We start from the raw sequence: 24,371 nt of genomic DNA, 5'->3' as shown, positions 1-24,371 counted from the left end.
ACCCGGCACCCGGCCGGTGGTACCCGACCGACCCCGTTCTTCGTACAAGGAAACTCCGAGGACGTCGATGACGCAGTTCCTGGTACCGGCCCTGGCGCTGATCGCGCTCGCCGCGCTCGTGGCCGCCGCGCTCCTGGCGCGCGGCCGCTCGCGTGCCGCGGCCCGGGCCGAGGCCGCGGAGACCGCCTCGGGCCTGGCCGCCGAACGCGCCCGCGCCGCCGAGGGGCAGACCGCCCGGGCCGAGCAGCAGGCCCGCGAGGCCGGGGCCGAGGCACGGCAGGCGGCCGTGGAGGCCAGCGGCGCGGCCGACCGCGCGCTGGCCGCCGAGGACCGCGCCCACCGTGCCGAGAACCGTGCCGCCGAGGCCGGACAGCGCACGGCCGAGGCCGACCACCGGGCGGCCGGGGCCGAGCAGCGGGCCGACGCCGCGGAGCAGCGCGCCGCGGCGGCCGAGGCCGGTGCCGCCGCCCTGCTGGCCGAGATCGGCCACCTCGCCACCGAGCGGGTGGCCGCCGCCGCCCTGCGGCTGAGCCACCCCAACGCGCCGGTCGCCGGACCGCTCGCCGCCGACGCCGTCGGCCCGGCCGCCGTGCAGGCCCTGCAGGCCGTCCTGGACGCGGCCTCCGCGGCCGTCACCGACGAGCGGGAGCGCGTCGACGCCGCCGCCCGCTCCGCCATGCGCGGCGCCACCTCGAAGATCCAGACCCTGCTCTACCAGATCCAGAGCCTGGTCCAGCAGCTCCAGGACGACAACGACGACCCCCGGCTGCTGGAGGTCGACTTCCGCAACGAGGTCGCGCTGCGCCGGATCCAGACCGTGGCCGTGCTCTGCGAGGCCTGGCCGGGCCTGGCCCGCACCGACTCGCCGCTCGCCGAGGTGGTGGTCGGCGCGCTCTCCCGGGTGCCCGGCTACGCCCGCATCAAGGTGGCCAACCACCTGCGCGAGGGCCGGCTGGCCGTGGTGGCCCGGGCCGCCGAGCCGGTGGCCATCGCGGTCGCCGAACTGCTCGCCAACGCCACCGCCTACTCGCACCCCGAGACGGACGTCCCGGTCACCCTCCAGCAGGGCGGCCGGGGTGCGCTGGTGATCGTCGACGACAGCGGCATCGGCATGGAGGAGGACCAGCTCCGCCGGGCCCGCCGGCTGCTGGCTGGCCCGTCCGAGGTGCTGCTCACCGAGCTCGGCAACCCGCCGCGGACCGGGTTCGCGGTGGTCGGCAAGCTGGCCCGGCAGTACGGCTTCTCCTGCCACGTCGAGCCCTCCCCGTACGGGGGGATGCGGGCCCTGCTCCGGATCCCGGCCGGGCTGCTGACGGTGGTGGACGAGGAGCAGCCGCTGTCGGTGCTGACCCCGTTGCCGCTGCGGGCCGGAGCCGGTCCGGCCGGACCGGCTCCCACCGCGGGCGGACGTGCCCGCGAGGGTGTCCCGGCGATCCACGTCGTCCCCCCGGTACCGGACCCGCCGGCCCTGCCGGTGCCGTCCGGGCTGCCGCGCCCGTCCGACGGACCGCCGGTGCAGGCCGTCCCGCCGGTACGGGCGGTGCCGGACGAGCCCGCCGCGCCCGACGACGGCACCGGGCTGCCCAGCCGCCGCCGGCGGCGGCCGGTGTCCGCGCAGCCCTCGCCGGCCGAGGGTGCCGCGGCGCCCGGGCCCGGCGCCGTCCGCCCGGTGCGGACGCCCGAGCAGGCGGCCGCCCGCTGGCAGGCGCTCCAGCACGGCACCGGCTCCGGCCGCGCCGCCGTCGCGGAGGCCGTCACCGCGGAGGCCGTCGGGGCCGCTGCCGCCGAGACCGTTCTCGCGACCGTCGACGCCGTCACCGAGGCCGTGACCGGGTCCGCCACCGAGGCCGTCACCGAGGCCGTGACCGGGTCCGTCACGGAGGCCGTCACCGAGGAAGCCGCCGAGGCCGTCCCCGTGACCGTCCCCGAGGCCGCCGGTGCCGAGGCCGGCACCCCCCAGAGCCCCCACTCCCCGTCCCCCGAGGCGACCGGCCCCGCCGGCGCCGACCGGGCGGCCCCGCCCCGCCCCGACGCCGCCCGCACCGGCGCCGGTCCCGCGGCGGCGTCCGGCCGCCGGAGCACCCAGACCTCCTGAGGAGCCGCGCCGTGAGCAGCACGTCCAGCCCCAGCACCGCCACCGCCACCCCCGCACCGGCCGGTTCGCCCACCGGCGCCCCGGCCGCCGCCGAAGGGATCGGGTGGGTGCTGAGCCCGCTCCTGGAACTGCCGGGCGTCGTCCACGCGGTGATCGCCACCGGTGACGGCCTGGTCGAGGCCGCCTCGTCCGGCCTCGGCCGCGCCTCCGCCGAGCGGGTCGCCGCGATGACCGCCACCGTCCACGCGGCCGCCCGCGCGTTCACCACCGCCTTCACCGACACCGAGCAGCCCCGGCTGGCGCAGACCGTGGTCGAGTCCGAGCTGGGCTTCGCCGTCGTCGTCCCGGCCGGGGAGAACACCTCGCTCGCGGTGTTCACCACACCCGAGGCCCAACTCGGCAACGTCGCCTACCAGATGCAGGTCCAGGTGGCCGCCCTCGGCCGAGCCCTGGCCAGCCCGGCCAGGCGGCAGGACGCCCCGCGGTCATGACCGCCGTCCCCCGCAGGCGGATGGTGCCCGCCTACCTGGCCACCGGCGGCCGGGCCCGCGCCGGCACCGACGGGTTCGAACGGCTCACCGTGCTGTTCGCGACCGGCGCCGGGCAGCCGGAGGCGCTCACCGAGCTGGAGGCCGAGCACCGGCGGCTCTGGGAACTGCTGCGGCCCGGCGCGCTCACCGTCGTCGAGGCCGCCGCACATCTGCGGCTCCCGGTCAGCGCGACCGTCTTCCTCGCGGCCGATCTGGTCGAGGCGGGCTGCCTGCACGCCCGCGCGCCGATCCCCCGCGCCCAGCAGACCGACCGCTCCCTCGTCGAGAGGCTCCTCGTTGGACTCCGCACTCTCCGGTAGGCCGCCCGCTCCGGGGCGCCCGGACCGGGTGGGCTACCTGCCCGACCCCGAACAGACGCTGATGAAGCTGGTGGTCGCCGGCCCCTTCGGCGTCGGCAAGACGACCTTCATCCGCACCCTCTCGGAGATCCCCACCCTGCACACCGAGGAGGCGATGACCGAGACCGGCGCCCCCGTCGACGACCTGGCCGGCCTCCCCGGCAAGTCCACCACCACGGTCGCGGTCGACTTCGGCCGGCTCACCCTGCCCGGCGAGGTGGTGCTGTACATGTTCGGCACCCCCGGCCAGCGGCGGTTCTTCCCGCTCTGGCAGGACATCGCGCGCGGCGCCCTCGGCGCCCTGGTCCTGGCGGACACCCGCCGGCTGGCCGACTCCTTCGAGATCATGGACATGGTCGAGGAACAGGGCCTTCCGTACGCGGTCGCCGTCAACCGCTTCCCCGAATCGCCGGCGCACCCGCCCGAGGTGCTCCGCACCCACCTCGACCTGCATCCGGCCACCCCGCTGGTGCTCTGCGACGCCCGCGAGCGCGGCTCCAGCCTGGACGCCCTGATCGCCCTCACCGAACACGTCCTGCACGGCCTGCCGCCCTCCGCCCCGGAGCAGTCATGACCACCCCCATCGCACAACCCCCTGCAGCACAGCCCCCCGCCGCGCCCGCCCCGACCGCCCTCCACGGCCCGGCCTTCGCCGCCGACCCGCAGACCGTCTACGAGCGGCTGCGCCGACAGGGCCCGGTCGCCCCGGTGGAGATCGCGCCCGGCGTCGGGGCCCTGCTGGTCACCGACTACCAGGCCGCGCTGGACCTGCTGCGCGACACCGACACCTACTCCAAGGACTCCCGGGCCTGGCAGCAGACCGTCCCCCCGGACTCCCCGCTGCTCCCGGTGCTCGGCTACCGGCCGACCGCGCTGTTCAGCGACGGGGAGACGCACGCCCGCTACCGGCAGGTGATCACCGACGGCCTCGCGCTGCTGGAACCGCACCTGCTGCAGCGCCGGGTGGCCGAGGTCGCCCACCGGCTGATCGGCACCTTCGGGGCCACCGGCTCCGCCGACCTCATCGCCGACTACGCCCGCCGGCTGCCCGTCCACGTGGTGACCACCTGGTTCGGCGTGCCCGACGAGCACCGGGAACGGCTGGTGGCCGGCATCGTCGGCATGATCGAGTCCACCCGGCAGGCGGTGACCGCGTACGCGGACCTCGTCGCCGTGGTCACCGCGATGGTCGCCGAGCGCCGCGAGCGCCCCCGGCACGACCTGACCTCGTGGTTCCTCACCCACCCGGCGGGCCTCGACAACGACGAGGTGGTCCGGCAGATCACCCTGACCATGATCGCCGGGAACGAGCCGACCACCAACCTCATCGGCAACGCCCTGCGCCGGCTGCTCACCGACGCCCGCTACGCCGGTTCGCTGTTCGGCGGCGCGATGACCGCCCACCAGGCGATCGACGAGGTGCTCTGGCACGAGCCACCGCTGGCCAACCTCTCGGCCCACTACCCGCGCTGCGACACCGTCCTGGCCGGCCGGGCGATCCCGGCCGGCTCGCTGGTCCTGGTCTCCTACGCCGCCGCCAACTCCGAGGCCGCGCCGCCGGCCGACAGCCCGGACACCGCAGGGCTGCGCAGCGGCGAGTCGGCCCACCTGGCCTGGGCGGCCGGCCCGCACGCCTGCCCGGCCCGCGACCCGGCCCTGCTGATCGCGATCACCGCGGTCGAGCAGCTGACCAGCCGGATCGGCGACCTCGAACTCGCCGAACCCGCCGACACCCTGCGCTGGCGCCCCGGCCCCTTCCACCGCGCCCTGGTCCGCCTCCCGGTCCGCTTCACCCCGGTGGCCGGGTAGCGCCGGGCCGGACGGCAGGTGGGCCCGGCACCCCGCCGGGGTACCGGGCCCACCTGGCGCCGTTCGCCGCTACTCGGCCGGCTTCAGCGTCAGCGAGACGCTGTTGATGCAGTACCGCTGGTCCGTCGGCGTGCCGTAGCCCTCGCCCTCGAAGACATGGCCCAGGTGGCCGCCGCAGCGCGCGCAGCGGACCTCCACCCGGCGCATGCCGAGCGTGGTGTCCTCGATGTACTGGACACGGTCGCCGGCCAGCGGCGCGTAGTAGGACGGCCAGCCGCAGTGGCTGTCGAACTTGGTCTCCGAGCTGAACAGCTCGGCCCCGCAGGCCCGGCAGCCGTACACGCCGACGGTCTTGGTGTCGGTGTACTCGCCGGTGAACGGGCGCTCGGTGCCGGCCTCCCGGAGCACGTGGTACTCCTCCGGGGACAGCTCGGCACGCCACTCGGCGTCGGTCTTCTCGATCTCGTAGCTCATGACGGCTCCAGGTCGGGGGGACTCAGACGTTGGTGGAAACGTTCGCGAGGTGCCCGAGGATTTCCGGACCCAGATTGGTGACGTCGCCGGCGCCCATGGTGAGCAGCAGGTCGCCCGGGCGGGCCAGGCCGGCCAGCAGGGCGGGGGCGGCGGCGAAGTCGTGCTCGGCGGTGACCTCGGCGCCGGCGCGGCGGGCGGCGTCGAGGATCAGCTCGCTGGTGACACCGGGGATCGGGTCCTCGCGGGCCGGGTAGATGTCCAGCACCACGGAGGCGTCGGCGAGCGCCAGCGCGGCGCCCATCTCCTCGGCGAGCTGCTGGGTGCGGCTGAACAGGTGCGGCTGGAACACCACCAGCACCCGGCCCTCGGTGGCCTCCCGGATCGCCTCCAGGTCGGCGGTCATCTCGGTCGGGTGGTGGGCGTAGGAGTCGATCACCTGGACACCGCCCGCCTCGCCCTTGAGCTGGAGCCGGCGGCGCACACCGGTGTAGGCGCCGAGGGCCTTCGCCAGGTCCGCGGCCGGGACGCCCAGCGCGACACCGGCGGCCAGCGCGGCGACCGCGTTGTGGGCGTAGTGGCGGCCGGGCACCGAGACGGTGAAGTGCAGCTCCTCGCCGTCCAGCAGCACGGTGACCTCGCTGGTCATGCCGCGCGCGACGACCGACAGCACCCGCAGGTCGGCGTCCTCGGCGGCGCCGACGGTGACCACGTTCAGGCCCTCGCGGCCGGCCACCCGGGCGGTCAGCTCGCGGGCGCCGTCGTGGTCGGCGGAGACCACCAGGGTGCCGCCGGGGGTGATCCGGGCGACGAAGGTCTCGAAGGACTCGTGGATCTCGTCGATCGAGGCGTAGTTGGCGTGGTGGTCCAGCTCCACGTTCAGCACGATCGCCACCTCGGGCGCGTACTTGTGGAAGCTGCGGTCGCTCTCGTCGGCCTCGGCGACGAAGATCTCGCCGGTGCCGTGGTGGGCGTTGGAACCGGGGGCGTCGAGGTCGCCGCCGATCGCGTAGGACGGGTCCAGGCCCAGTTCGCCGAGGGCGACCGCGAGCATGCTGGTGGTGGTGGTCTTGCCGTGGGTGCCGGCCACCGCCAGCGCCCGGCGGCCGCCCATCAGCGCGGCGAGCGCGTCGGAGCGGTGCACCACCGGGATGCCGCGCTCGCGGGCCGCGGCCAGCTCCGGGTTGTCGGCGCGGATGGCGCTGGAGACCACGATGCTGCTCGCGCCGTCCGGCACGTGCTCGGCGGCGTGGCCGATGTGGACGGCCGCGCCGAGGGCGCGCAGCGCGAGGACGGTCTCGGACTCCTTGGAGTCGCTGCCGGAGACGCTGGCCCCGCGCACCGCGAGGATCTTCGCCAGGCCGGACATGCCGGCGCCGCCGATGCCGATGAAGTGCGGGGCGTGCAGGTCGTGCGCGGCGTCGTTCAAGGCGGGGCTCCGTACGGGGCGGGGACGGGGGAGGTGCGGACGACGGTCGGGTCGTCCTCGCGGCCGGGGCGCGCCGGACCGCAAGGACGATTCTGCACCACGACGGCGTCCGGACCCCGCCCCGCCCGACGCGGGGAGGGCCGGGGTCAGGAGTCGCTGGCGAACAGCCGCAGCACCGGGACGCCCACCTTGTGGCGGGCCTGGGAGGCCCAGTCGCGGTGGAAGAACTCCTCCACGAAGTGCGGGGACGTGAGCACCACCACCTCGTCGGCCCGGTGCTCCTCCACCACGGCGCGCAGCCGGTCCAGCGGCTTCTCCTCGACGAGTTCGCCGACCGCCTCGGCGCCGGCGTCGCGCAGGTGGCGCAGGCTGTGCTCGAGCGACTCGGTGGCCACCGTGGGCCCGCTCTCGGACTCGTCGTGCTCGCGCACCACCTTGTCGAGGTGGCCCAGGGCCACGTCGTCCAGCGCCCGCAGCAGCTCGTCCTGCTTGCCGCGCGGCTGCATCAGGACGACGAAGGACACCTTCTCCTCGCTGTGCAGCGTGGTGACGAGTTCCACGTCGGCGTCGGAGAGCGCCTTTTCGATCATCAGTACCGTCTTGAACACGTGAGTCCCTTCCAGACACCGGCCCCCGGGCCCCGGCTTCGCATCCCATACTGCCCGGCGGAAGCTTTCCGCACGCTGCTCACCCGGCACACGGGCCACGCGGAGGAAGTCCCAGAAGGGAGCGGGATCACGGTCCGGGGGTCACGGGGTCGGCGGACGCAGGTAACGGGTGAAGAGGAATCCTTTCTGCTCGATCAATGAGACCAGCCGCATCCGCCGCACGTCAGGCATTTCCGCATCGTGGATGATGCGCGGCGCGTCGCCGCCGGTGATCAGCGGGGCCAGCGTCAGGCACAGCTCGTCCAGCAGGTCCGCGGCGGCCAGCTGCCCGAGCAGCCGGGGGCCGCCCTCGGTCAGCATCCGGGTCCAGCCCCGGTCCGCCAGTGCCGCGACCGCCGCCCGCAGGTCCACCGAACCCCGTCCGACCGCGATCACGTCGGCCACCTCGGCCACCGCGTCCAGGCTGCGCGCCGGCGCGTCCTCGGTGGTGATCACCACGGTGCGCACCGGCGGTTCGGTGAACAGCGGCGCCGCGAGGTCCAGGCCGAGCGAGCGGCTGACCACCGCGATCACCGGGGCGGGCGCCTGCCCGGCCGCCCGGCGCGCCGCGGCGGACCAGGCCGGCGCCGCGGCCGGCCCGTACCCCTCCGCCCGCACCGTCTCGGCGCCCACCAGCACCACGTCCGACAGGGCCCGCAGCACCCCGAAGATCTTCTTGTCGGCCGGGCTCGACAGGCCGTCCGAGAGCCCGTCCAGCCGGGCGGCGCCGTCCAGGCCGGCCACCATGTTGGCGCGCAGCCACGGGCGGCCGCGATTCACCTGCCCGGGGTACGCGTACACGGCGGCGAGCGCCTCCGGCGACTCCGGATCCTGGAACACCGCGTCCGGCGGACTGATCAGCTGCTGCATGCCTCCAGTCTCGCAGCGGCCGGGGTCGGAGTCCGCGCCGAGCGGGCGTACCCTTGACCACCGTGCCCGCAGCCTCCCGCCCCGACACCGCGACCGAGCCGATAGCCGGCGTCACCGGTTCGCCGATCGCCCTCACCGACCGCCGTCCGGTCGTGCCCGCCGAGCGCCTGGTCGCCGAGATGGTGCCGCCGCCGCGCTTCTCCGACGTGAGCTTCGGGACGTACCTCCCGGACCCGGGCCAGCCCAGCCAGTACGAGGCCGTGCAGGTGCTGGAGCAGTTCGCGGGCGCGCTCAACGGCGGCAACGGCGCCGCGCCCAAGCGGGGCTGGTTCCGCCGCGGTGCCCCGGCCCCCGTCGGCCCGGCCGGCATCTACCTCGACGGCGGCTACGGCGTCGGCAAGACCCACCTGCTCGCCTCGCTCTGGCACGCCGTCCCCGGCCCCAAGGCCTTCGGCACCTTCGTCGAGCTCACCAACCTGGTCGGCGCGCTCGGCTTCCAGCAGGCCGTGCGGACCCTGTCCGACCACCGCCTGCTGTGCATCGACGAGTTCGAGCTGGACGACCCGGGCGACACCGTCCTGGTCTCCACCCTGCTCGGCCGCCTGGTCGAGAACGGCGTCAAGCTCTGCGCCACCTCGAACACCCTGCCGGAGAAGCTCGGCGAGGGCCGGTTCGCCGCCGCCGACTTCCTGCGCGAGATCCAGGGCCTGTCGGCGCACTTCCGCCCGATGCGGATCGACGGCCAGGACTACCGCCACCGCGGCCTGCCGGACGCCCCGCCGCCGTACCGGGACACCGAGGTCGACGCCGTCGCCGCCCGCACCCCGGGCGCCTCGCTGGACGACTTCGACACCCTGCTCGCCCACCTCCCCGCCGTCCACCCCAGCCGCTACGGCGCCCTGCTGGACGACGTGACCGCCGTCTGCCTGCGCGGCGTCCGCCAGGTCGACGACCAGTCCACCGCCCTGCGCCTGGTCGTCCTCGCCGACCGCATGTACGACCGCGAACTCCCCATCACCGCTTCCGGCCTCCCCTTCGACCAGGTCTTCCCCGAGGAGATGCTGCGCGGCGGCTACCGCAAGAAGTACCTCCGCGCCGTCTCCCGCCTGGTCGCCCTCGCCCGGGACAGCGCGAAGTAGTCTCCGCTTGTCGGTGGTGGGTCGTACGGTGGTGGCGTGCGACCCATCACGAGTATTGAGCGGTCAGTGGCGCCCTTCGAGGTCGTCAGTCCCTACCAGCCCAACGGTGACCAGCCGGCGGCGATCGCCGAGCTGGAGCGGCGGATCCGCGGCGGGGAGAAGGACGTCGTCCTGCTCGGTGCCACCGGTACCGGCAAGTCGGCCACCACGGCCTGGATGATCGAGAAGCTGCAGCGGCCCACCCTGGTGATGGCGCCGAACAAGACGCTGGCGGCCCAGCTGGCGAACGAGTTCCGCGAGCTGCTGCCCAACAACGCGGTCGAGTACTTCGTCTCGTACTACGACTACTACCAGCCCGAGGCGTACGTCCCGCAGACGGACACCTACATCGAGAAGGACTCCTCGATCAACGAGGAGGTCGAGCGGCTGCGCCACTCGGCGACCAACTCGCTGCTCACCCGCCGGGACGTGGTCGTGGTCGCGTCCGTCTCCTGCATCTACGGCCTCGGCACCCCGCAGGAGTACGTGGACCGGATGGTGCGGCTGAAGGTCGGCGAGGAGATCGACCGGGACGTGCTGCTGCGCCGCTTCGTCGACATCCAGTACACCCGCAACGACCTGGCCTTCAGCCGCGGCACCTTCCGGGTCCGCGGCGACACCATCGAGATCTTCCCGGTGTACGAGGAGCTGGCCGTCCGGATCGAGATGTTCGGCGACGAGATCGAGGCGCTGTACACGCTGCACCCGCTCACCGGCGAGATCATCAGCCAGGACGACTCCGTGTACGTCTTCCCGGCCTCGCACTACGTGGCCGGTCCGGAGCGGATGGAGCGCGCGGTCACCGACATCGAGAAGGAGCTGGAGCAGACCCTCGCCAGGATGGAGAAGCAGGGCAAGCTGCTGGAGGCCCAGCGGCTGCGCATGCGCACCACCTACGACATCGAGATGCTGCGCCAGATCGGCACCTGCTCCGGGGTCGAGAACTACTCGATGCACTTCGACGGCCGCGAGCCGGGCTCCCCGCCGAACACCCTGCTGGACTACTTCCCGGAGGACTTCCTCCTGGTCATCGACGAGTCCCACGTCACCGTGCCGCAGATCGGCGCCATGTACGAGGGTGACGCCTCGCGCAAGCGGACCCTGGTGGAGCACGGTTTCCGGCTGCCCTCGGCGATGGACAACCGCCCGCTGAAGTGGGAGGAGTTCCTGGAGCGGATCGGCCAGACCGTCTACCTGTCGGCGACCCCGGGCAAGTTCGAGCTCTCCCGGGGCGACGGCCAGGTCGAGCAGATCATCCGCCCGACCGGCCTGATCGACCCCGAGGTGATCGTCAAGCCGACCGAGGGCCAGATCGACGACCTGGTGCACGAGGTCCGCAAGCGGGTGGAGAAGGACGAGCGGGTCCTGGTCACCACGCTCACCAAGAAGATGTCCGAGGACCTCACCGACTACATGCTCGGCCTGGACATCCGGGTCCGTTACCTGCACAGCGACATCGACACGCTGCGCCGGGTCGAGCTGCTGCGGGAGCTGCGGGCCGGCGAGTACGACGTGCTGGTGGGCATCAACCTGCTCCGCGAGGGGCTGGACCTGCCCGAGGTGTCGCTGGTGGCGATCCTGGACGCGGACAAGGAGGGCTTCCTGCGCTCCGGCACCTCGCTGATCCAGACCATCGGCCGCGCGGCCCGCAACGTCTCCGGCCAGGTCCACATGTACGCGGACCGGATCACCCCGGCGATGGAGAAGGCCATCGACGAGACCAACCGCCGCCGGGAGGTCCAGCAGGCGTACAACAAGAAGCACGGGATCGACCCGCAGCCGCTGCGCAAGAAGATCGGCGACATCCTGGACACCCTCGCCCGCGAGGACGTCGACACCGACGAACTGCTGTCCACCGGGTACCGCGCGCCCGGCGGCAAGGGCGCCAAGGGCAAGGCGCCGGTGCCGGCCCTGGGTGCCGACCGCAAGCCGGCGAAGTCGATGCCGGCCGCGGAGCTGGCCGAGCTGATCCAGTCGATGACCGAGCGGATGCACGCCGCCGCGACCGACCTGCAGTTCGAGGTCGCGGCCCGGCTGCGCGACGAGGTCAAGGAGCTGAAGCGGGAGCTGCGGCAGATGCGGGAGGCCGGTATCGCGTAGCGGCCGACCGCGGGGCGTGGCCGGTTCTCCGCCCGGCCGCGCCCGCCGGTGCGTCGTCGCCCCGGTGAGGGGGTACACGGCGGAAAAGGCGTGGACGAAAGGGCCTAGGCTGGTCCGCGGTGCGGCCCTTGTCGGGCGGCCGGTAAGAGGGGGCCTCAGCCGGGGGACGGCAACGGGGTGTTCCACCGTGGAGCCGGCGCGGGGATCCCGTGCGGCTGGGCAGAGAGGACAACCGCCGTGTCGGTGAACCTGGCCAAGGGGCAGCGGGTCAGTCTGCAGAAGGGCCCGGGGGAGACGCTCACCGTGGTCCGGATGGGCCTGGGCTGGCGGGCGGCGCCCCGGCGGGGGCTGTTCGGCAGCCGGACGCGGCAGATCGACCTGGACGCCTCGGCGCTGCTGTACGCCGAGCGGACCCCGTCGGACGTGGTCTTCTTCCAGCACCTGGAGAGTTCCGACGGCTCGGTCCGGCACACCGGGGACAACCTGGTCGGCGGCTCCGGGGTGGGGGAGGACGACGAGGCGATCCTGGTGGACCTGGCGCACGTGCCGCCGCACATCACCCAGGTGGTGTTCACGGTCAGCTCCTACACCGGACAGACCTTCGCCGAGGTGCAGAACGCGCACTGCCGGCTGGTGGACGAGGCGACCGGGCTGGAGCTGGCCCGCTACGACCTGACCGGCGGCGGTCCGCACACCGGGCAGATCATGGCGAAGGTGTTCCGGGACGGCTCCGGAGGCTGGGAGATGCAGGCGATCGGCGCCCCGGCGAAGGGCCGTTCCTTCCAGGACCTGCTGCCGGCCATCGAGCCGTTCCTCTGACGGTTCTTTACCTTCTTTACCTTTCTTTGGGAGTGCTGTTACCCTTCTTGCAGCGGAGGGGAGTATTCCCTCGCAGTCGTCCCCGTCATCACGGATGCCTGTCACGGCATCCCGGGGCGCTGGTCCACGGGTGCGCGGTCGCGCGTCCGACGGGCGGAAGAGACCTCCGGCAGTGACGATGACTGTCTCGCCTACCTGCCGGAGGAGCAGTAGTGGACGTTTCCGTAAGTTTGTGGGTCGGCACGATCGTGGTGCTGTTGGCACTGGTCGTGGCCGATTTCTTCATCGGCGGGCGCAAGCCGCACGAGGTCTCGATCAAGGAAGCCGGCATCTGGACCACGGTCTGGGTCGTGCTGGCGGTGATCTTCGGCGGTTTCCTCTGGTGGCACTCCGGCGCGACGCCGGCCGGTGAGTTCTTCGCCGGCTACATCACCGAGAAGTCGCTCAGTGTCGACAACCTGTTCGTCTTCATCCTGATCATGGGCAAGTTCGCGGTGCCCAGGATCTACCAGCAGCGTGTGCTGATGTTCGGTGTGATCATCGCCCTGGTGCTGCGGGCGGTCTTCATCGCCGGCGGTGCCGCGCTGGTCGCCCAGTTCTCCTGGGTCTTCTTCATCTTCGGCGGCTTCCTGATCTGGACGGCCTGGAAGCTGATCAAGGAGGCGCGGGCCGACGAGGAGGACGAGGAGTTCGAGGAGAACCGCCTGCTCAAGTCGATCGAGCAGCGCTTCCCGTCGACCGACAAGTACCACGGCACCAAGCTCTTCATCAGGGAGAACGGCCGCCGGCTGATGACCCCGATGCTGATCGTCATGCTGGCGATCGGCACCACCGACGTCCTGTTCGCGCTGGACTCGATCCCGGCGATCTTCGGCCTGACCCAGGACCCGTACATCGTCTTCACCGCCAACGCCTTCGCCCTGATGGGCCTGCGCCAGCTGTACTTCCTGATCGGCGGCCTGCTGAAGAAGCTGGTCCACCTGTCGTACGGCCTGTCGGTCATCCTGGGCTTCATCGGCGTGAAGCTGGTGCTGCACGCGCTGCACGAGCAGGGTGTGCACGTGCCGGAGATCGGCATCCCGTTCTCGCTGGGCTTCATCGTGGTGGTGCTCGCCGTGACCACCGTGACCAGCCTGATGGCCTCCAAGAAGGCGGCCCTGGCCGAGCAGGCGGAGCAGGGCGGCCGGGGCGAGCCGGAGAAGCTGGACGCCTGACGCACCTCTCCGTGAACCGGGCGGGCCCGCGACCGAGCAGTGGTCGCGGGCCCGCCCCTGTTCGTGGCCGGGGTCTACCAGCCGCGCTCGCGCCACTCCGCGAGGTGCGGGCGCTCCGCGCCGAGCGTGGTGTCGTCGCCGTGGCCGGGGTAGACCCAGGCCTCGTCCGGCAGCACGTCGAAGATCTTCCCGGTGACGTCCCGGAACAGGCTCGCGAAGGCGTCCTTGTCGCCCCAGGTGTTGCCGATGCCGCCGGGGAAGAGGCAGTCGCCGGTGAACACGTGCTGGTGGCCCACCGGGTCGTCGTAGACCAGCACGATCGCGCCGGGGGTGTGGCCGACCAGGTGCCGGACGGTGAGCTCGCAGCGGCCCACCGCGAGGGTGTCGCCGTCCGCCAGCGGCAGCGCGGTCGGGACGTCGATGCCCTCGGCGTCGTGCTCGCCCGCCGCGGTGCGCGCGCCGGTGGCGGCGACCACCTCGGCCAGCGCACCCCAGTGGTCGTGGTGGCGGTGGGTGGTGACCACGGTGGCCAGCCGCTCGCCGACCGTCTCCAGCAGCACCGGCGCCTCGGCCGCCGCGTCGATCAGCAGCTGCTCGTCGGTGTCGCGGCAGCGCAGCAGGTAGGCGTTGTTGTCGTGGGGGCCGACCGCCACCTTGGTGATGATCAGGTGCGCCAGCTCGCGCACGTCCGGCGGCCCGCCGACCTTGACCGCTCCGTGGTACGTCATCCGTCCGCTCCTTGTCGGGCTACAGGGTCAGGGCCATCCTCGCGCCTGCGAGGGGGCTCAGCCCAACGGGGGGAGGACCGGCAGGTCGGTGCCGGGGGTGCGGCGCAGACCGGCGCCGTCGGACCGGCCGGAGAGCCAGGCGAGCAGGGCGCGGACGGGGCCCTCGACGGTCAGTGCGGGGGCGCCGGCGCCGATCACGGAGCGTTCGGCGGTGTCCTCGGCCAGCAGCTCGACGGCGGGCAGCCCGGCGCCGGCCGGCCCGGCCAGCTTCTCGGCGAGCCGGCGGTACTCGGCGGTGGCGAACTCCTCCGGCCAGTGCTCGGGGGTGTAGCCGGCGTCCAGGTCGACGTGGTGGTACTCGACCTCCGCGAGCCGCTTCCAGGGGATCTCCGCGGCCGGGAAGACGGCGCCGCTGCGGTGCCGGACCTCCGCGGCCCAGGCCCCGTCCGGCAGCAGCGCGGCCGCCGCTCCGAAACGGGCGTCGGAGGCGCGCAGGTCGGCGAGCTGCTCGTCGACCGGGCGGGGTGCGCCGTCCTCGATGCCCCGGTCCCGGGCCTCCTCGCTCGGGTACTGCGGGATGTCGGTGCCGGTGCGGGCGCCGTCCAGCAGGTTGACCAGCGAGTCGGCGTTGCGGGCGAGGTGGGCGAGCACGTGGCCGCGGGTCCAGCCGGGCAGCGCGGAGGGCCCGGCGACGGCCTCCGCCGCGATCCCGGCGACGGTCCGCAGCAGCCGGCGGGTGCTCTCCTCGACCTCGGCCAGGTGCCGGGCGGCGACGGAGGGCAGGGAGGCGGCGGGCTCGGTCCGCGGGTCGGTCTGTGCGTCGGTCATCGATTCGGCCTTCGGTGCGGGGCGGGGCGTTGCCCCGAGGGGGCTTCGCTCGTTGACCAGGTGACGCTACCGCCGTCGCCCGCCGCCGAGCAGGGGCTTTTCGGCCCCCGCGTCAAGACTCCGCGCATCGTCCTCACTCGTTCGGGTGGACCCGGCTGGACGAGCTCGATAATCGAACGCGTGAGCTAGTAGGCTGGCTGCCGCATCCTGGAAGAAGTACACCCCTCGTCACCCAGCCCTCTCGTCCCGGAGAAAGGCGCCAGAAGCAGTGGCCGACCGCCTCATCGTGCGCGGTGCTCGCGAGCACAACCTCAAGAACGTCTCGCTCGACCTGCCCCGCGACTCCCTCATCGTCTTCACGGGCCTCTCCGGCTCCGGCAAGTCCTCGCTGGCCTTCGACACCATCTTCGCGGAGGGCCAGCGCCGCTACGTCGAGTCGCTGTCCTCCTACGCCCGGCAGTTCCTGGGCCAGATGGACAAGCCGGACGTCGACTTCATCGAGGGCCTCTCCCCGGCCGTCTCGATCGACCAGAAGTCCACCAACCGCAACCCCCGCTCGACCGTCGGCACCATCACCGAGGTCTACGACTACCTGCGGCTGCTGTTCGCGCGCATCGGCAAGCCGCACTGCCCGCACTGCTCCCGCCCGATCGCCAAGCAGTCCCCGCAGGCCATCGTCGACAAGGTGCTGGAGCTCGCCGAGGGCACCCGCTTCCAGGTCCTCAGCCCGGTGGTGCGCGAGCGCAAGGGCGAGTTCGCCGACCTCTTCGCCGACCTCCAGTCCAAGGGCTACGCCCGGGCCCGGGTGGACGGCGAGACGGTCCAGCTCGCCGAGCCGCCCAAGCTGAAGAAGCAGGAGAAGCACACCGTCGAGGTGGTGGTCGACCGCCTCACCGTCAAGGACAGCGCCAAGCGCCGGCTGACCGACTCGGTGGAGACGGCCCTGCGGCTGAGCGGCGGCATGGTCGTGCTCGACTTCGTCGACCTCCCCGAGGGCGACCCCGAGCGCGAGCGGATGTACTCCGAGCACCTCTACTGCCCGTACGACGACGTGTCGTTCGAGGAGCTGGAGCCGCGCTCGTTCTCCTTCAACTCGCCGTTCGGCGCCTGCCCGGACTGCTCCGGCCTCGGCAACCGGATGGAGGTGGACCCGGAGCTGGTGGTGCCCGACGACGAGCGCTCGCTGGACGAGGGCGCCATCCACCCCTGGTCCGGCGGCCACACCAAGGAGTACTTCCAGCGGCTGATCGACGCCCTCTCCGGCGAGCTGGGCTTCCGTACCGACATCCCCTGGGCCGGGCTCCCGGCCCGCGCCAAGAAGGCGCTGCTGTACGGCCACAAGCACCAGGTCGAGGTCCGCTACCGCAACCGCTACGGGCGCGACCGCTCCTACACCACCGGCTTCGAGGGCGCGGTGCCCTTCATCCAGCGCCGGCACCAGGAGGCCGAGAGCGACTCCAGCCGCGAGCGCTTCGAGGGCTACATGCGCGAGGTGCCCTGCCCGACCTGCCGGGGCAGCCGGCTCAAGCCGGTCGTGCTGGCGGTCACCGTCGAGGGCCGCTCGATCGCCGACGTCTCCTCGATGTCGATCAGCGACTGCTCCGACTTCCTCGGCGCGATGAAGCTCAACGCCCGGGACAAGCAGATCGCCGAGCGGGTCCTCAAGGAGGTCAACGAGCGGCTGCGCTTCCTGGTCGACGTCGGCCTGGACTACCTCTCGCTGGACCGCGCGGCCGGCACCCTCTCCGGCGGCGAGGCCCAGCGGATCCGGCTCGCCACCCAGATCGGCTCCGGCCTGGTCGGCGTGCTCTACGTGCTGGACGAGCCGTCCATCGGCCTGCACCAGCGCGACAACCACCGGCTGATCGAGACCCTGGTCCGGCTGCGCGACATCGGGAACACCCTGATCGTCGTCGAGCACGACGAGGACACCATCAAGATGGCCGACTGGGTGGTCGACATCGGTCCCGGCGCCGGCGAGCACGGCGGCAAGGTGGTGCACTCCGGCTCGCTGAAGCAGCTGCTCGCCAACAAGGAGTCCCTCACCGGCCAGTACCTGTCCGGCAAGCGGAGCATCCCGATCCCGCCCGCCCGCCGCGCCCGGGACAAGAAGCGCCAGCTCACCGTGCACGGCGCCCGCGAGCACAACCTCAAGGACGTCACGGTCGGCTTCCCGCTCGGCACCTTCACCGCGATCACCGGTGTCTCCGGCTCGGGCAAGTCCACCCTGGTCAACGACATCCTCTACACCCACCTCGCCCGGGAGCTGAACGGCGCCCGCACGGTGCCCGGCCGGCACACCCGGATCACCGGCACCGACCTGGTGGACAAGGTGGTGCACGTCGACCAGTCGCCGATCGGCCGCACCCCGCGCTCCAACCCGGCCACCTACACCGGCGTCTTCGACCACGTCCGGCGGCTGTTCGCGGAGACCCAGGAGGCCAAGGTCCGCGGCTACCTGCCCGGCCGCTTCTCGTTCAACGTCAAGGGCGGCCGCTGCGAGAACTGCTCCGGCGACGGCACCATCAAGATCGAGATGAACTTCCTGCCGGACGTCTACGTGCCCTGCGAGGTCTGCCACGGCGCCCGCTACAACCGGGAGACGCTGGAGGTCCACTACAAGGGCCGGTCCATCGCCGAGGTGCTGGACATGCCGATCGAGGAGGCGCTCGGCTTCTTCGAGGCCGTGCCGGCGATCGCCCGGCACCTGCGCACGCTCAACGACGTCGGCCTCGGCTACGTCCGGCTCGGCCAGTCCGCGCCGACGCTCTCCGGCGGCGAGGCCCAGCGCGTGAAGCTCGCCTCCGAGCTGCAGAAGCGCTCCACCGGCCGGACGGTCTACGTGCTGGACGAACCCACCACCGGACTCCACTTCGAGGACATCAGCAAGTTGATCAAGGTGCTCTCCGGTCTGGTGGACAAGGGCAACACGGTCATCGTGATCGAGCACAACCTCGACGTCATCAAGACCGCGGACTGGATCGTCGACATGGGCCCCGAGGGCGGCTCCGGCGGCGGTTCCGTGGTCGCCGAGGGCACCCCCGAGGACATCGCGGCCGTCTCCGAGAGCCACACCGGCAAGTTCCTCCGGGACATCCTGCCGGGCGGCCTCGAGGAGGCCCCGGCCGCGCCGGCCAAGGCCAAGGCCCCCCGCAAGCGCGCCGCGGCGGCGCGCAAGTAGCGGACGGGCGTCGCCGCCCGCCTCCGCCCGCCCCCGGCACCCCGGGGGCGGGCGGAGGCGGGCCGCATAGAATTCCGGGCGGCCCGCAGCCGCGAAGCCGCCGCCGAACGCCGCCGCCGAAACCAGGAGCACCCTCATGTCCGAGGCCCCCGAGAGCCCCGCCCCCTCCCGCCGCACCCTGCTCTGCGGAGCCGCGGCCGTTCTCGCCGCCGGCGGCACCGTCGCCGTCACCGGCTGCTCCTCGGCCTCCTCCGGCTCCGACTCCGCCGCCAAGACCCCGGTCGACCTCGGCCCGGCCTCCGGCGTCCCGGTCGGCGGCGGCACCGTCTTCCGCGAGAAGAAGATCGTCGTCACCCAGCCCGCCGAGGGCCAGTACAAGGCGTTCAGCGCCAAGTGCACCCACGCCGGCTGCATCGTCGACCAGGTCAAGAACCAGAAGATCCAATGCCCCTGTCACGGCAGCCTGTTCGGCATCACCGACGGCGCCGTGCTGGACGGCCCGGCCCCGACCCCGCTGCCCGCGTACGACGTGGCGGTCGAGGGCGGCAACCTCAAGGTGACCCCGCGCTGAAGCAGTTGATCTCCCGCACGCGCCCCCGGCCCGAGTCGGTACGGTGGACCCATGGCTGACCCGTCCACCTACCGTCCGGCGCCGGGGGCGATCCCGACCTCGCCCGGTGTCTACAAGTTCCGCGACGCCCACGGGCGGGTCATCTACGTGGGCAAGGCCAAGAGCCTCCGGCCCCGGCTGTCCTCCTACTTCCAGGACCTCGCCGGACTGCACCCGCGCACCGCGACCATGGTCACCACCGCCGCCTCGGTGGAGTGGACCGTGGTCGCCACCGAGGTCGAGGCGCTCCAGCTGGAGTACTCCTGGATCAAGGAGTTCGACCCCCGGTTCAACGTCAAGTACCGGGACGACAAGAGCTATCCGGAACTCGCCGTCACCCTCAACGAGGAGTTCCCGCGGGTCCAGGTGATGCGCGGCGCGCACCGCAAGGGCGTGCGCTACTTCGGGCCCTACGGCCACGCCTGGGCGATCCGCGAGACCGTCGACCTGCTGCTGCGGGTCTTCCCGGTCCGCACCTGCTCCAACGGCGTCTTCAAGCGCGCCGCCCAGGTCGGCCGCCCCTGTCTGCTCGGCTACATCGGCAAGTGCGCCGCGCCCTGCGTGGGCCGGATCACGCCGGAGGACCACCGGGCGCTGGCCGAGGACTTCTGCGACTTCATGGCCGGCCGCACCGGCAACTACCTGCGCCGGCTGGAGACCGAGATGCAGGAGGCCGCCGCCGACCTGGAGTACGAGAAGGCGGCCCGGCTGCGCGACGACATCGGCGCCCTCAAGCGGGCCATGGAGAAGAACGCCATCGTCCTCGCCGACGCCACCGACGCCGACCTGCTGGCCGTCGCCGAGGACGAACTCGAGGCCGCCGTCCAGATCTTCCACGTCCGCGGCGGCCGGGTCCGGGGCCAGCGCGGCTGGGTCACCGACAAGGTCGAGGACGTCGACACCGCGGGACTGGTGGAGCACGCCCTCCAGCAGCTCTACGGCGGCGTCGGCGCCGAGGAGCGCGGCGAGGGCGTGCCGCGCGAGGTGCTGGTACCCGCGCTGCCCGACCCGGTCGAGCCGGTCCGGGAGTGGCTCGGCGGGCTGCGCGGAGCCCAGGTGGACCTGCGCATCCCGCAGCGCGGCGACAAGAAGGACCTCATGGCCACCGTGCAGCGCAACGCCCAGCAGGCGCTGGCGCTGCACAAGACCAAGCGCGCCTCCGACCTCACCACCCGCAGCCGCGCCCTGCAGGAGATCACCGACGCGCTGGAGCTGGACAGCGTCCCGCTGCGGATCGAGTGCTTCGACATCTCCCACCTCCAGGGCGAGGACGTGGTCGCCTCGATGGTGGTCTTCGAGGACGGCCTGGCCCGCAAGAGCGAGTACCGCCGCTTCGAGATCAAGGGTTTCGAGGGCCAGGACGACGTCCGCTCGATGCACGAGGTGATCAGCCGCAGGTTCCGCCGCTACCTCCAGGAGCGCGAGCGCACCGGCGAGTGGGCCGTCCCCGAGGAGGGCCCGGAGGACGCCGCGGACGCCGCCGCCGACGGCACCGCCACCGCGGTCGAAGGCACCGCCACCGCCGCCGACGGCACCGGCACCCGCGCCGAGGACGGCCGCCCCCGCCGCTTCGCCTACCCGCCGCAACTGCTGGTCGTCGACGGCGGACAGCCCCAGGTCGCCGCCGCCCAGCGGGCCCTGGACGAACTCGGCATCGACGACATCGCGCTGTGCGGCCTGGCCAAGCGCCTCGAGGAGGTCTGGCTGCCCGGCGAGGACGACCCGGTGGTGCTCCCGCGCAGCAGCGAGGGCCTCTACCTGCTCCAGCGGGTCCGCGACGAGGCCCACCGCTTCGCCATCGGCTACCAGCGCGGCAAGCGTTCCAAGCGACTCACCGCCGGAGAACTGGACTCCGTCCCCGGCCTCGGCGAGACTCGCCGTCAGGCGCTGCTCAAGCACTTCGGCTCGCTCAAGAAGCTTCGGGCCGCCACCGTCGACGAACTCTGCGCGGTCCCCGGCATCGGCCGGCGGACGGCGGAGACCGTTGCGGCGGCGTTGTCGTCCCGTACACCTGCCGCACCAGCCGTGAACACCGCCACGGGCGAGATCATCGAGGACGGCGCCGACGAGCCGGCGCCCGCGGCGCCCGAGACCGTACCCATTCAGGAGACGCCATGACGGCCGACGCCGCCCGTCAGCCGGCGTGCCCCGCGCCCACTCGTCCGAGTGGCGCCGGGAAGCATGCCCGCGCGACGCGCGTTCTCCACAGCAGAACCACCGAGAGCGGGGAACCGAAGTGACCGTGTCCGATTACGGGGGCACCGCCCGGCCGGAGGCCGGCGGCGAGAACACCCCGGAGCTGGTGATCATCTCCGGCATGTCCGGGGCGGGCCGCTCCACCGCCGCCAAGTGCCTGGAGGACCTGGGCTGGTTCGTGGTGGACAACCTGCCGCCGGCCCTCATCCCGACCATGGTCGACCTCGGAGCCCGCTCCCAGGGCAACGTCGCCCGGATCGGCGCCGTCGTGGACGTCCGCGGCCGGCAGTTCTTCGACGACCTGCTGACCTCGCTGGACGAGCTGGAGAAGCGCGGCGTGCGGCTGCGCGTCGTCTTCCTCGACTCCTCCGACGACGCCCTGGTCCGCCGCTTCGAGAGCGTGCGCCGCCCGCACCCGCTCCAGGGCGACGGCCGGATCGTCGACGGCATCGCCCAGGAGCGCGAGCTGCTGCGCGAGCTCCGCGGCGAGGCCGATCTGGTGATCGACACCTCCAACCTCAACGTCCACCAGCTGCGGGCCAAGCTCGACGCCCAGTTCGCCGACCACGACGAGCCCGAGCTGCGCGCCACCGTGATGTCCTTCGGCTTCAAGTACGGCCTGCCGGTCGACGCCGACCTCGTGGTCGACTGCCGCTTCCTGCCGAACCCGCACTGGGTGCCCGAGCTGCGGGCCAGGACGGGCACCGACGCGGACGTCGCCGACTACGTGTTCCAGCAGCCCGGGGCCAACGAGTTCCTCAACGGCTACGCCGAGCTGCTGCGCATTGTCACCGAGGGCTATCGCCGCGAGGGGAAGCGTTACATGACCCTTGCCGTAGGCTGCACCGGTGGCAAGCACCGCAGCGTCGCGATGTCCGAGCGGCTGACGAAGCGTCTGATCGCGGACGGCGTGGAAACGGTGCTCGTCCACCGTGACATGGGACGGGAGTAGCCGCCGTACCCCCTGCCGGGCCGCCGGCGGAGGTCGGCGGCCCGGCAAGAGGAACGCGAGGTAGGTGTGACGGGATACGTGCCCGGGCGGCAGCTGCAGAACAAGACCGCCGACCGGAGCGGGAGCACGGTCAGGTCGATCCTGACCGGCCGGTCCCGCACCGGGGCGGCCCGCACCGGCCCGGCCCGTCCCCATCAGGCGCCCAGGAGCAATCAGGCTCCGCGGATCACCGCACTCGGCGGCGGTCAGGGCCTGTCGGCCTCGCTCTCCGCGCTGCGCCGGCTCACCACCGACCTCACCGCCGTGGTGACCGTCGCCGACGACGGCGGCTCCAGCGGCCGGCTCCGCGAGGAGCTCGGGGTGCTGCCCCCCGGAGACCTCCGCAAGGCGCTCGCCGCGCTCTGCGGCGACGACGACTGGGGCCGCACCTGGTCCGAGGTGATCCAGCAGCGTTTCACCGGCACCGGTGAGCTCGGCGGCCACGCGGTCGGCAACCTGCTGATCGTCGCGCTCTGGGAGAAGCTCGGGGACCCGGTGGCGGCGCTGGACTGGGTCGGCCGGCTGCTCAACGTCCAGGGCCGGGTGCTGCCGATGTCGGCGGTCCCGCTGGACATCGAGGCGATAGTCCGGGGGCACGACCCGGCCTTCCCCACCGAGCTGGGCGCCGTCCGCGGCCAGGCCAGCGTGGCGGTCACTCCCGGCACCGTGCAGTCCGTCCGGCTCGTTCCGGACGAGCCGCCCGCCGTGCCGGAGGCGGTCACCGCGGTGCGGGAGGCGGACTGGGTCGTGCTGGGCCCCGGGTCCTGGTTCACCAGCGTGCTGCCGCACCTGCTGGTGCCCGAGCTGGTGAAGGCCCTGGTGGAGACCCGGGCCCGCCGCCTGCTCACGCTGAACCTCGCCCCGCAGCCCGGCGAGACCGAGGGCTTCACCCCGCAGCGTCATCTGGACGTCATCGCCGACCACGCCCCCGCGCTCGCGGTGGATGCGATCCTGGTGGACGAGCGCGCCGTCACCGGCGGCGCCTTCGGCCAGGCCGACCTGGCCGGTCTGGAGAAGGCCGCCGAGCGGATGGGCGCCGCACTGGTGCTCGGCCGGGTCGCCCGTACCGACGGCACGCCGCGACACGACCCGGAGCTCTTGGCGGCCGCGTACGACCGGATTTTCCGGACACATGGAAGGATCGGGCCATGGCGATGACTCCAGCGGTGAAGGACGAAATCAGCCGGCTCCCGGTCACCCGGGCCTGCTGCCGCAAGGCGGAGGTGTCGGCGATCCTGCGTTTCGCGGGCGGGCTGCACATCGTGAGCGGCCGCATCGTGATCGAGGCGGAGCTCGACACCGGAGCCGCCGCCCGGCGCCTGCGCAAGGACCTGCTGGAGATCTTCGGACACTCCTCGGACCTGGTCGTGATGGCCCCCGGCGGCCTGCGGCGCGGCAGCCGCTACGTGGTCCGGGTGGTCAAGGACGGCGAGCTGCTCGCGCGCCAGACCGGCCTGGTGGACGGCCGCGGCCGTCCGATCCGGGGTCTGCCCCCGGCCGTGGTCTCCGGCGCCACCTGTGACGCCGAGGCGGCCTGGCGCGGCGCCTTCCTGGCCCACGGCTCGCTCACCGAGCCCGGCCGCTCGTCCTCGCTGGAGATCACCTGCCCCGGTTCGGAGGCCGCCCTCGCCCTGGTCGGCGCCGCCCGCCGGCTCGGCATCCCCGCCAAGGCCCGCGAGGTGCGCGGCGTGGACCGGGTGGTGATCCGCGACGGGGACGCCATCGGCGCACTGCTCACCCGGCTCGGCGCGCACGAGTCGGTGCTGGCCTGGGAGGAGCGCCGGATGCGGCGCGAGGTGCGGGCCACCGCCAACCGGCTGGCCAACTTCGACGACGCCAACCTGCGCCGCTCGGCCCGGGCCGCGGTCGCGGCCGGCGCCCGGGTGGCCCGCGCGCTGGAGATCCTCGGCGAGGAGGTGCCCGAGCACCTGGCCGCCGCCGGCCAGCTGCGGATGCAGCACAAGCAGGCCTCGCTGGAGGAGCTGGGCGCGCTCGCCGACCCGCCGCTCACCAAGGACGCGGTGGCCGGCCGGATCCGCCGGCTGCTGGCGATGGCCGACAAGCGCGCCTCCGAGCTCGGACTGCCGAGCACCGAGGCCAACCTCACCGACGAGATGGCGCTCAGCTGACGCCGCTCCCCGACCGGATCCGGCCGGGGTCTTGACGATCGGACCCGGAGATGATCCACGCGCCGGTGCCCGCCAACGCGGGCACCGGCGCGGTCGTGTCCGGGTGCTGGGACGGGCCGCTGCCGCGGGCCTCGCGCGGGTCGGGACCAACTGCCCGGACGGGCACGGCCGGACGGCCCGAAAACGG

21 protein-coding genes are annotated in these 24,371 nt (G+C 73.1%); 15 read left to right on the top strand and 6 right to left on the bottom strand.

From position 1 onward, the window contains the following. Positions 1-67: 67 nt before the first annotated feature. The 5 genes from ACIPYS_RS14175 (at position 68) to ACIPYS_RS14155 (ending at position 4,793) form a co-directional block, all read left to right on the top strand. Positions 68-2,095 carry an ATP-binding protein gene (locus tag ACIPYS_RS14175; protein WP_400746099.1) on the top strand — a complete coding sequence of 676 codons (2,028 nt, stop codon included), beginning with the start codon at positions 68-70 and terminating at the stop codon, positions 2,093-2,095. Between the two features lie 98 nt (positions 2,096-2,193). Further along, positions 2,194-2,586 carry a roadblock/LC7 domain-containing protein gene (locus tag ACIPYS_RS14170; RefSeq protein WP_093864835.1) on the top strand — a complete coding sequence of 131 codons (393 nt, stop codon included), beginning with the start codon at positions 2,194-2,196 and terminating at the stop codon, positions 2,584-2,586. Further along, positions 2,583-2,945: a DUF742 domain-containing protein gene (locus tag ACIPYS_RS14165; protein ID WP_093860116.1), complete on the top strand. Its 363-nt coding sequence runs from the start codon at positions 2,583-2,585 to the stop codon at positions 2,943-2,945. The genes ACIPYS_RS14170 and ACIPYS_RS14165 overlap by 4 nt, the downstream gene beginning before the upstream one ends. Beyond that, positions 2,923-3,558 carry an ATP/GTP-binding protein gene (locus ACIPYS_RS14160; RefSeq protein ID WP_400746097.1) on the top strand — a complete coding sequence of 212 codons (636 nt, stop codon included), beginning with the start codon at positions 2,923-2,925 and terminating at the stop codon, positions 3,556-3,558. The genes ACIPYS_RS14165 and ACIPYS_RS14160 overlap by 23 nt, the downstream gene beginning before the upstream one ends. Next, positions 3,555-4,793 (top strand): cytochrome P450, encoded by a 1,239-nt coding sequence (locus tag ACIPYS_RS14155; RefSeq protein ID WP_400746095.1) that lies wholly within the window; start codon positions 3,555-3,557, stop codon positions 4,791-4,793. The genes ACIPYS_RS14160 and ACIPYS_RS14155 overlap by 4 nt, the downstream gene beginning before the upstream one ends. A gap of 69 nt (positions 4,794-4,862) precedes the next feature. On the opposite strand, the gene msrB is transcribed toward ACIPYS_RS14155, so the two are convergent. The 4 genes from msrB to ACIPYS_RS14135 form a co-directional block, all read right to left on the bottom strand. Further along, the gene (gene msrB, locus ACIPYS_RS14150) at positions 4,863-5,267 is read right to left on the bottom strand and encodes a peptide-methionine (R)-S-oxide reductase MsrB (protein ID WP_327681636.1); all 405 of its coding nucleotides are present in this window, start codon (positions 5,265-5,267) and stop codon (positions 4,863-4,865) included. A 22-nt stretch (positions 5,268-5,289) separates the two neighbouring features. Further along, positions 5,290-6,672, bottom strand: a complete 1,383-nt coding sequence (gene murC, locus ACIPYS_RS14145) for a UDP-N-acetylmuramate--L-alanine ligase (protein WP_400746243.1) — start codon at positions 6,670-6,672, stop codon at positions 5,290-5,292. Positions 6,673-6,839: 167 nt separating this feature from the next. After that, positions 6,840-7,301 carry an indole-3-glycerol phosphate synthase gene (locus ACIPYS_RS14140; RefSeq protein WP_093860114.1) on the bottom strand — a complete coding sequence of 154 codons (462 nt, stop codon included), beginning with the start codon at positions 7,299-7,301 and terminating at the stop codon, positions 6,840-6,842. 141 nt (positions 7,302-7,442) lie between these two features. Further along, positions 7,443-8,210 (bottom strand): pyrimidine reductase family protein, encoded by a 768-nt coding sequence (locus ACIPYS_RS14135; RefSeq protein ID WP_093860113.1) that lies wholly within the window; start codon positions 8,208-8,210, stop codon positions 7,443-7,445. Positions 8,211-8,263: 53 nt separating this feature from the next. Here ACIPYS_RS14135 and zapE point away from each other — a divergent pair, with 53 nt between their 5' ends. The 4 genes from zapE (at position 8,264) to ACIPYS_RS14115 (ending at position 13,521) form a co-directional block, all read left to right on the top strand. After that, on the top strand, positions 8,264-9,349 hold the full coding sequence (zapE, locus tag ACIPYS_RS14130; RefSeq protein ID WP_400746092.1) for a cell division protein ZapE: 1,086 nt from the start codon (positions 8,264-8,266) through the stop codon (positions 9,347-9,349). Between the two features lie 36 nt (positions 9,350-9,385). Then, the gene (uvrB, locus tag ACIPYS_RS14125) at positions 9,386-11,488 is read left to right on the top strand and encodes an excinuclease ABC subunit UvrB (protein ID WP_093860109.1); all 2,103 of its coding nucleotides are present in this window, start codon (positions 9,386-9,388) and stop codon (positions 11,486-11,488) included. A gap of 237 nt (positions 11,489-11,725) precedes the next feature. Then, positions 11,726-12,307: a TerD family protein gene (locus tag ACIPYS_RS14120; RefSeq protein WP_093860108.1), complete on the top strand. Its 582-nt coding sequence runs from the start codon at positions 11,726-11,728 to the stop codon at positions 12,305-12,307. 212 nt (positions 12,308-12,519) lie between these two features. Beyond that, positions 12,520-13,521 carry a TerC family protein gene (locus tag ACIPYS_RS14115; protein WP_093860107.1) on the top strand — a complete coding sequence of 334 codons (1,002 nt, stop codon included), beginning with the start codon at positions 12,520-12,522 and terminating at the stop codon, positions 13,519-13,521. 74 nt (positions 13,522-13,595) lie between these two features. Here ACIPYS_RS14115 and ACIPYS_RS14110 read toward each other — a convergent pair whose 3' ends face one another. Together ACIPYS_RS14110 and ACIPYS_RS14105 are read right to left on the bottom strand one after the other, a co-directional pair. Next, positions 13,596-14,249: an MBL fold metallo-hydrolase gene (locus ACIPYS_RS14110; protein ID WP_093860106.1), complete on the bottom strand. Its 654-nt coding sequence runs from the start codon at positions 14,247-14,249 to the stop codon at positions 13,596-13,598. 57 nt (positions 14,250-14,306) lie between these two features. After that, positions 14,307-15,077 (bottom strand): maleylpyruvate isomerase family mycothiol-dependent enzyme, encoded by a 771-nt coding sequence (locus tag ACIPYS_RS14105; protein WP_400746089.1) that lies wholly within the window; start codon positions 15,075-15,077, stop codon positions 14,307-14,309. Between the two features lie 268 nt (positions 15,078-15,345). On the opposite strand from ACIPYS_RS14105, the gene uvrA reads away from it, so the two are divergent. The 6 genes from uvrA (at position 15,346) to whiA (ending at position 24,184) form a co-directional block, all read left to right on the top strand. Continuing rightward, on the top strand, positions 15,346-18,258 hold the full coding sequence (uvrA, locus tag ACIPYS_RS14100) for an excinuclease ABC subunit UvrA (RefSeq protein WP_400746088.1): 2,913 nt from the start codon (positions 15,346-15,348) through the stop codon (positions 18,256-18,258). 136 nt (positions 18,259-18,394) lie between these two features. After that, a complete protein-coding gene (locus ACIPYS_RS14095) occupies positions 18,395-18,829 on the top strand; it encodes a Rieske (2Fe-2S) protein (RefSeq protein WP_093860103.1) in 435 nt (144 codons plus the stop codon). Between the two features lie 51 nt (positions 18,830-18,880). Beyond that, the gene (uvrC, locus tag ACIPYS_RS14090; protein ID WP_400746086.1) at positions 18,881-20,986 is read left to right on the top strand and encodes an excinuclease ABC subunit UvrC; all 2,106 of its coding nucleotides are present in this window, start codon (positions 18,881-18,883) and stop codon (positions 20,984-20,986) included. A 118-nt stretch (positions 20,987-21,104) separates the two neighbouring features. Beyond that, on the top strand, positions 21,105-22,016 hold the full coding sequence (rapZ, locus tag ACIPYS_RS14085; protein ID WP_369826124.1) for an RNase adapter RapZ: 912 nt from the start codon (positions 21,105-21,107) through the stop codon (positions 22,014-22,016). A gap of 93 nt (positions 22,017-22,109) precedes the next feature. Further along, on the top strand, positions 22,110-23,213 hold the full coding sequence (yvcK, locus tag ACIPYS_RS14080; protein WP_093864832.1) for a uridine diphosphate-N-acetylglucosamine-binding protein YvcK: 1,104 nt from the start codon (positions 22,110-22,112) through the stop codon (positions 23,211-23,213). After that, positions 23,204-24,184, top strand: coding sequence for a DNA-binding protein WhiA (gene whiA / locus ACIPYS_RS14075; RefSeq protein WP_030394969.1), 981 nt, complete (start codon positions 23,204-23,206; stop codon positions 24,182-24,184). Before yvcK ends, whiA begins: the two co-directional genes overlap by 10 nt. Positions 24,185-24,371 lie beyond the last annotated feature (187 nt).

It is taken from the genome of Kitasatospora sp. NPDC089913, assembly GCF_044748625.1.
Taxonomy (GTDB): domain Bacteria; phylum Actinomycetota; class Actinomycetes; order Streptomycetales; family Streptomycetaceae; genus Kitasatospora.
This window is presented reverse-complemented; position numbering and strand designations above follow the sequence as displayed.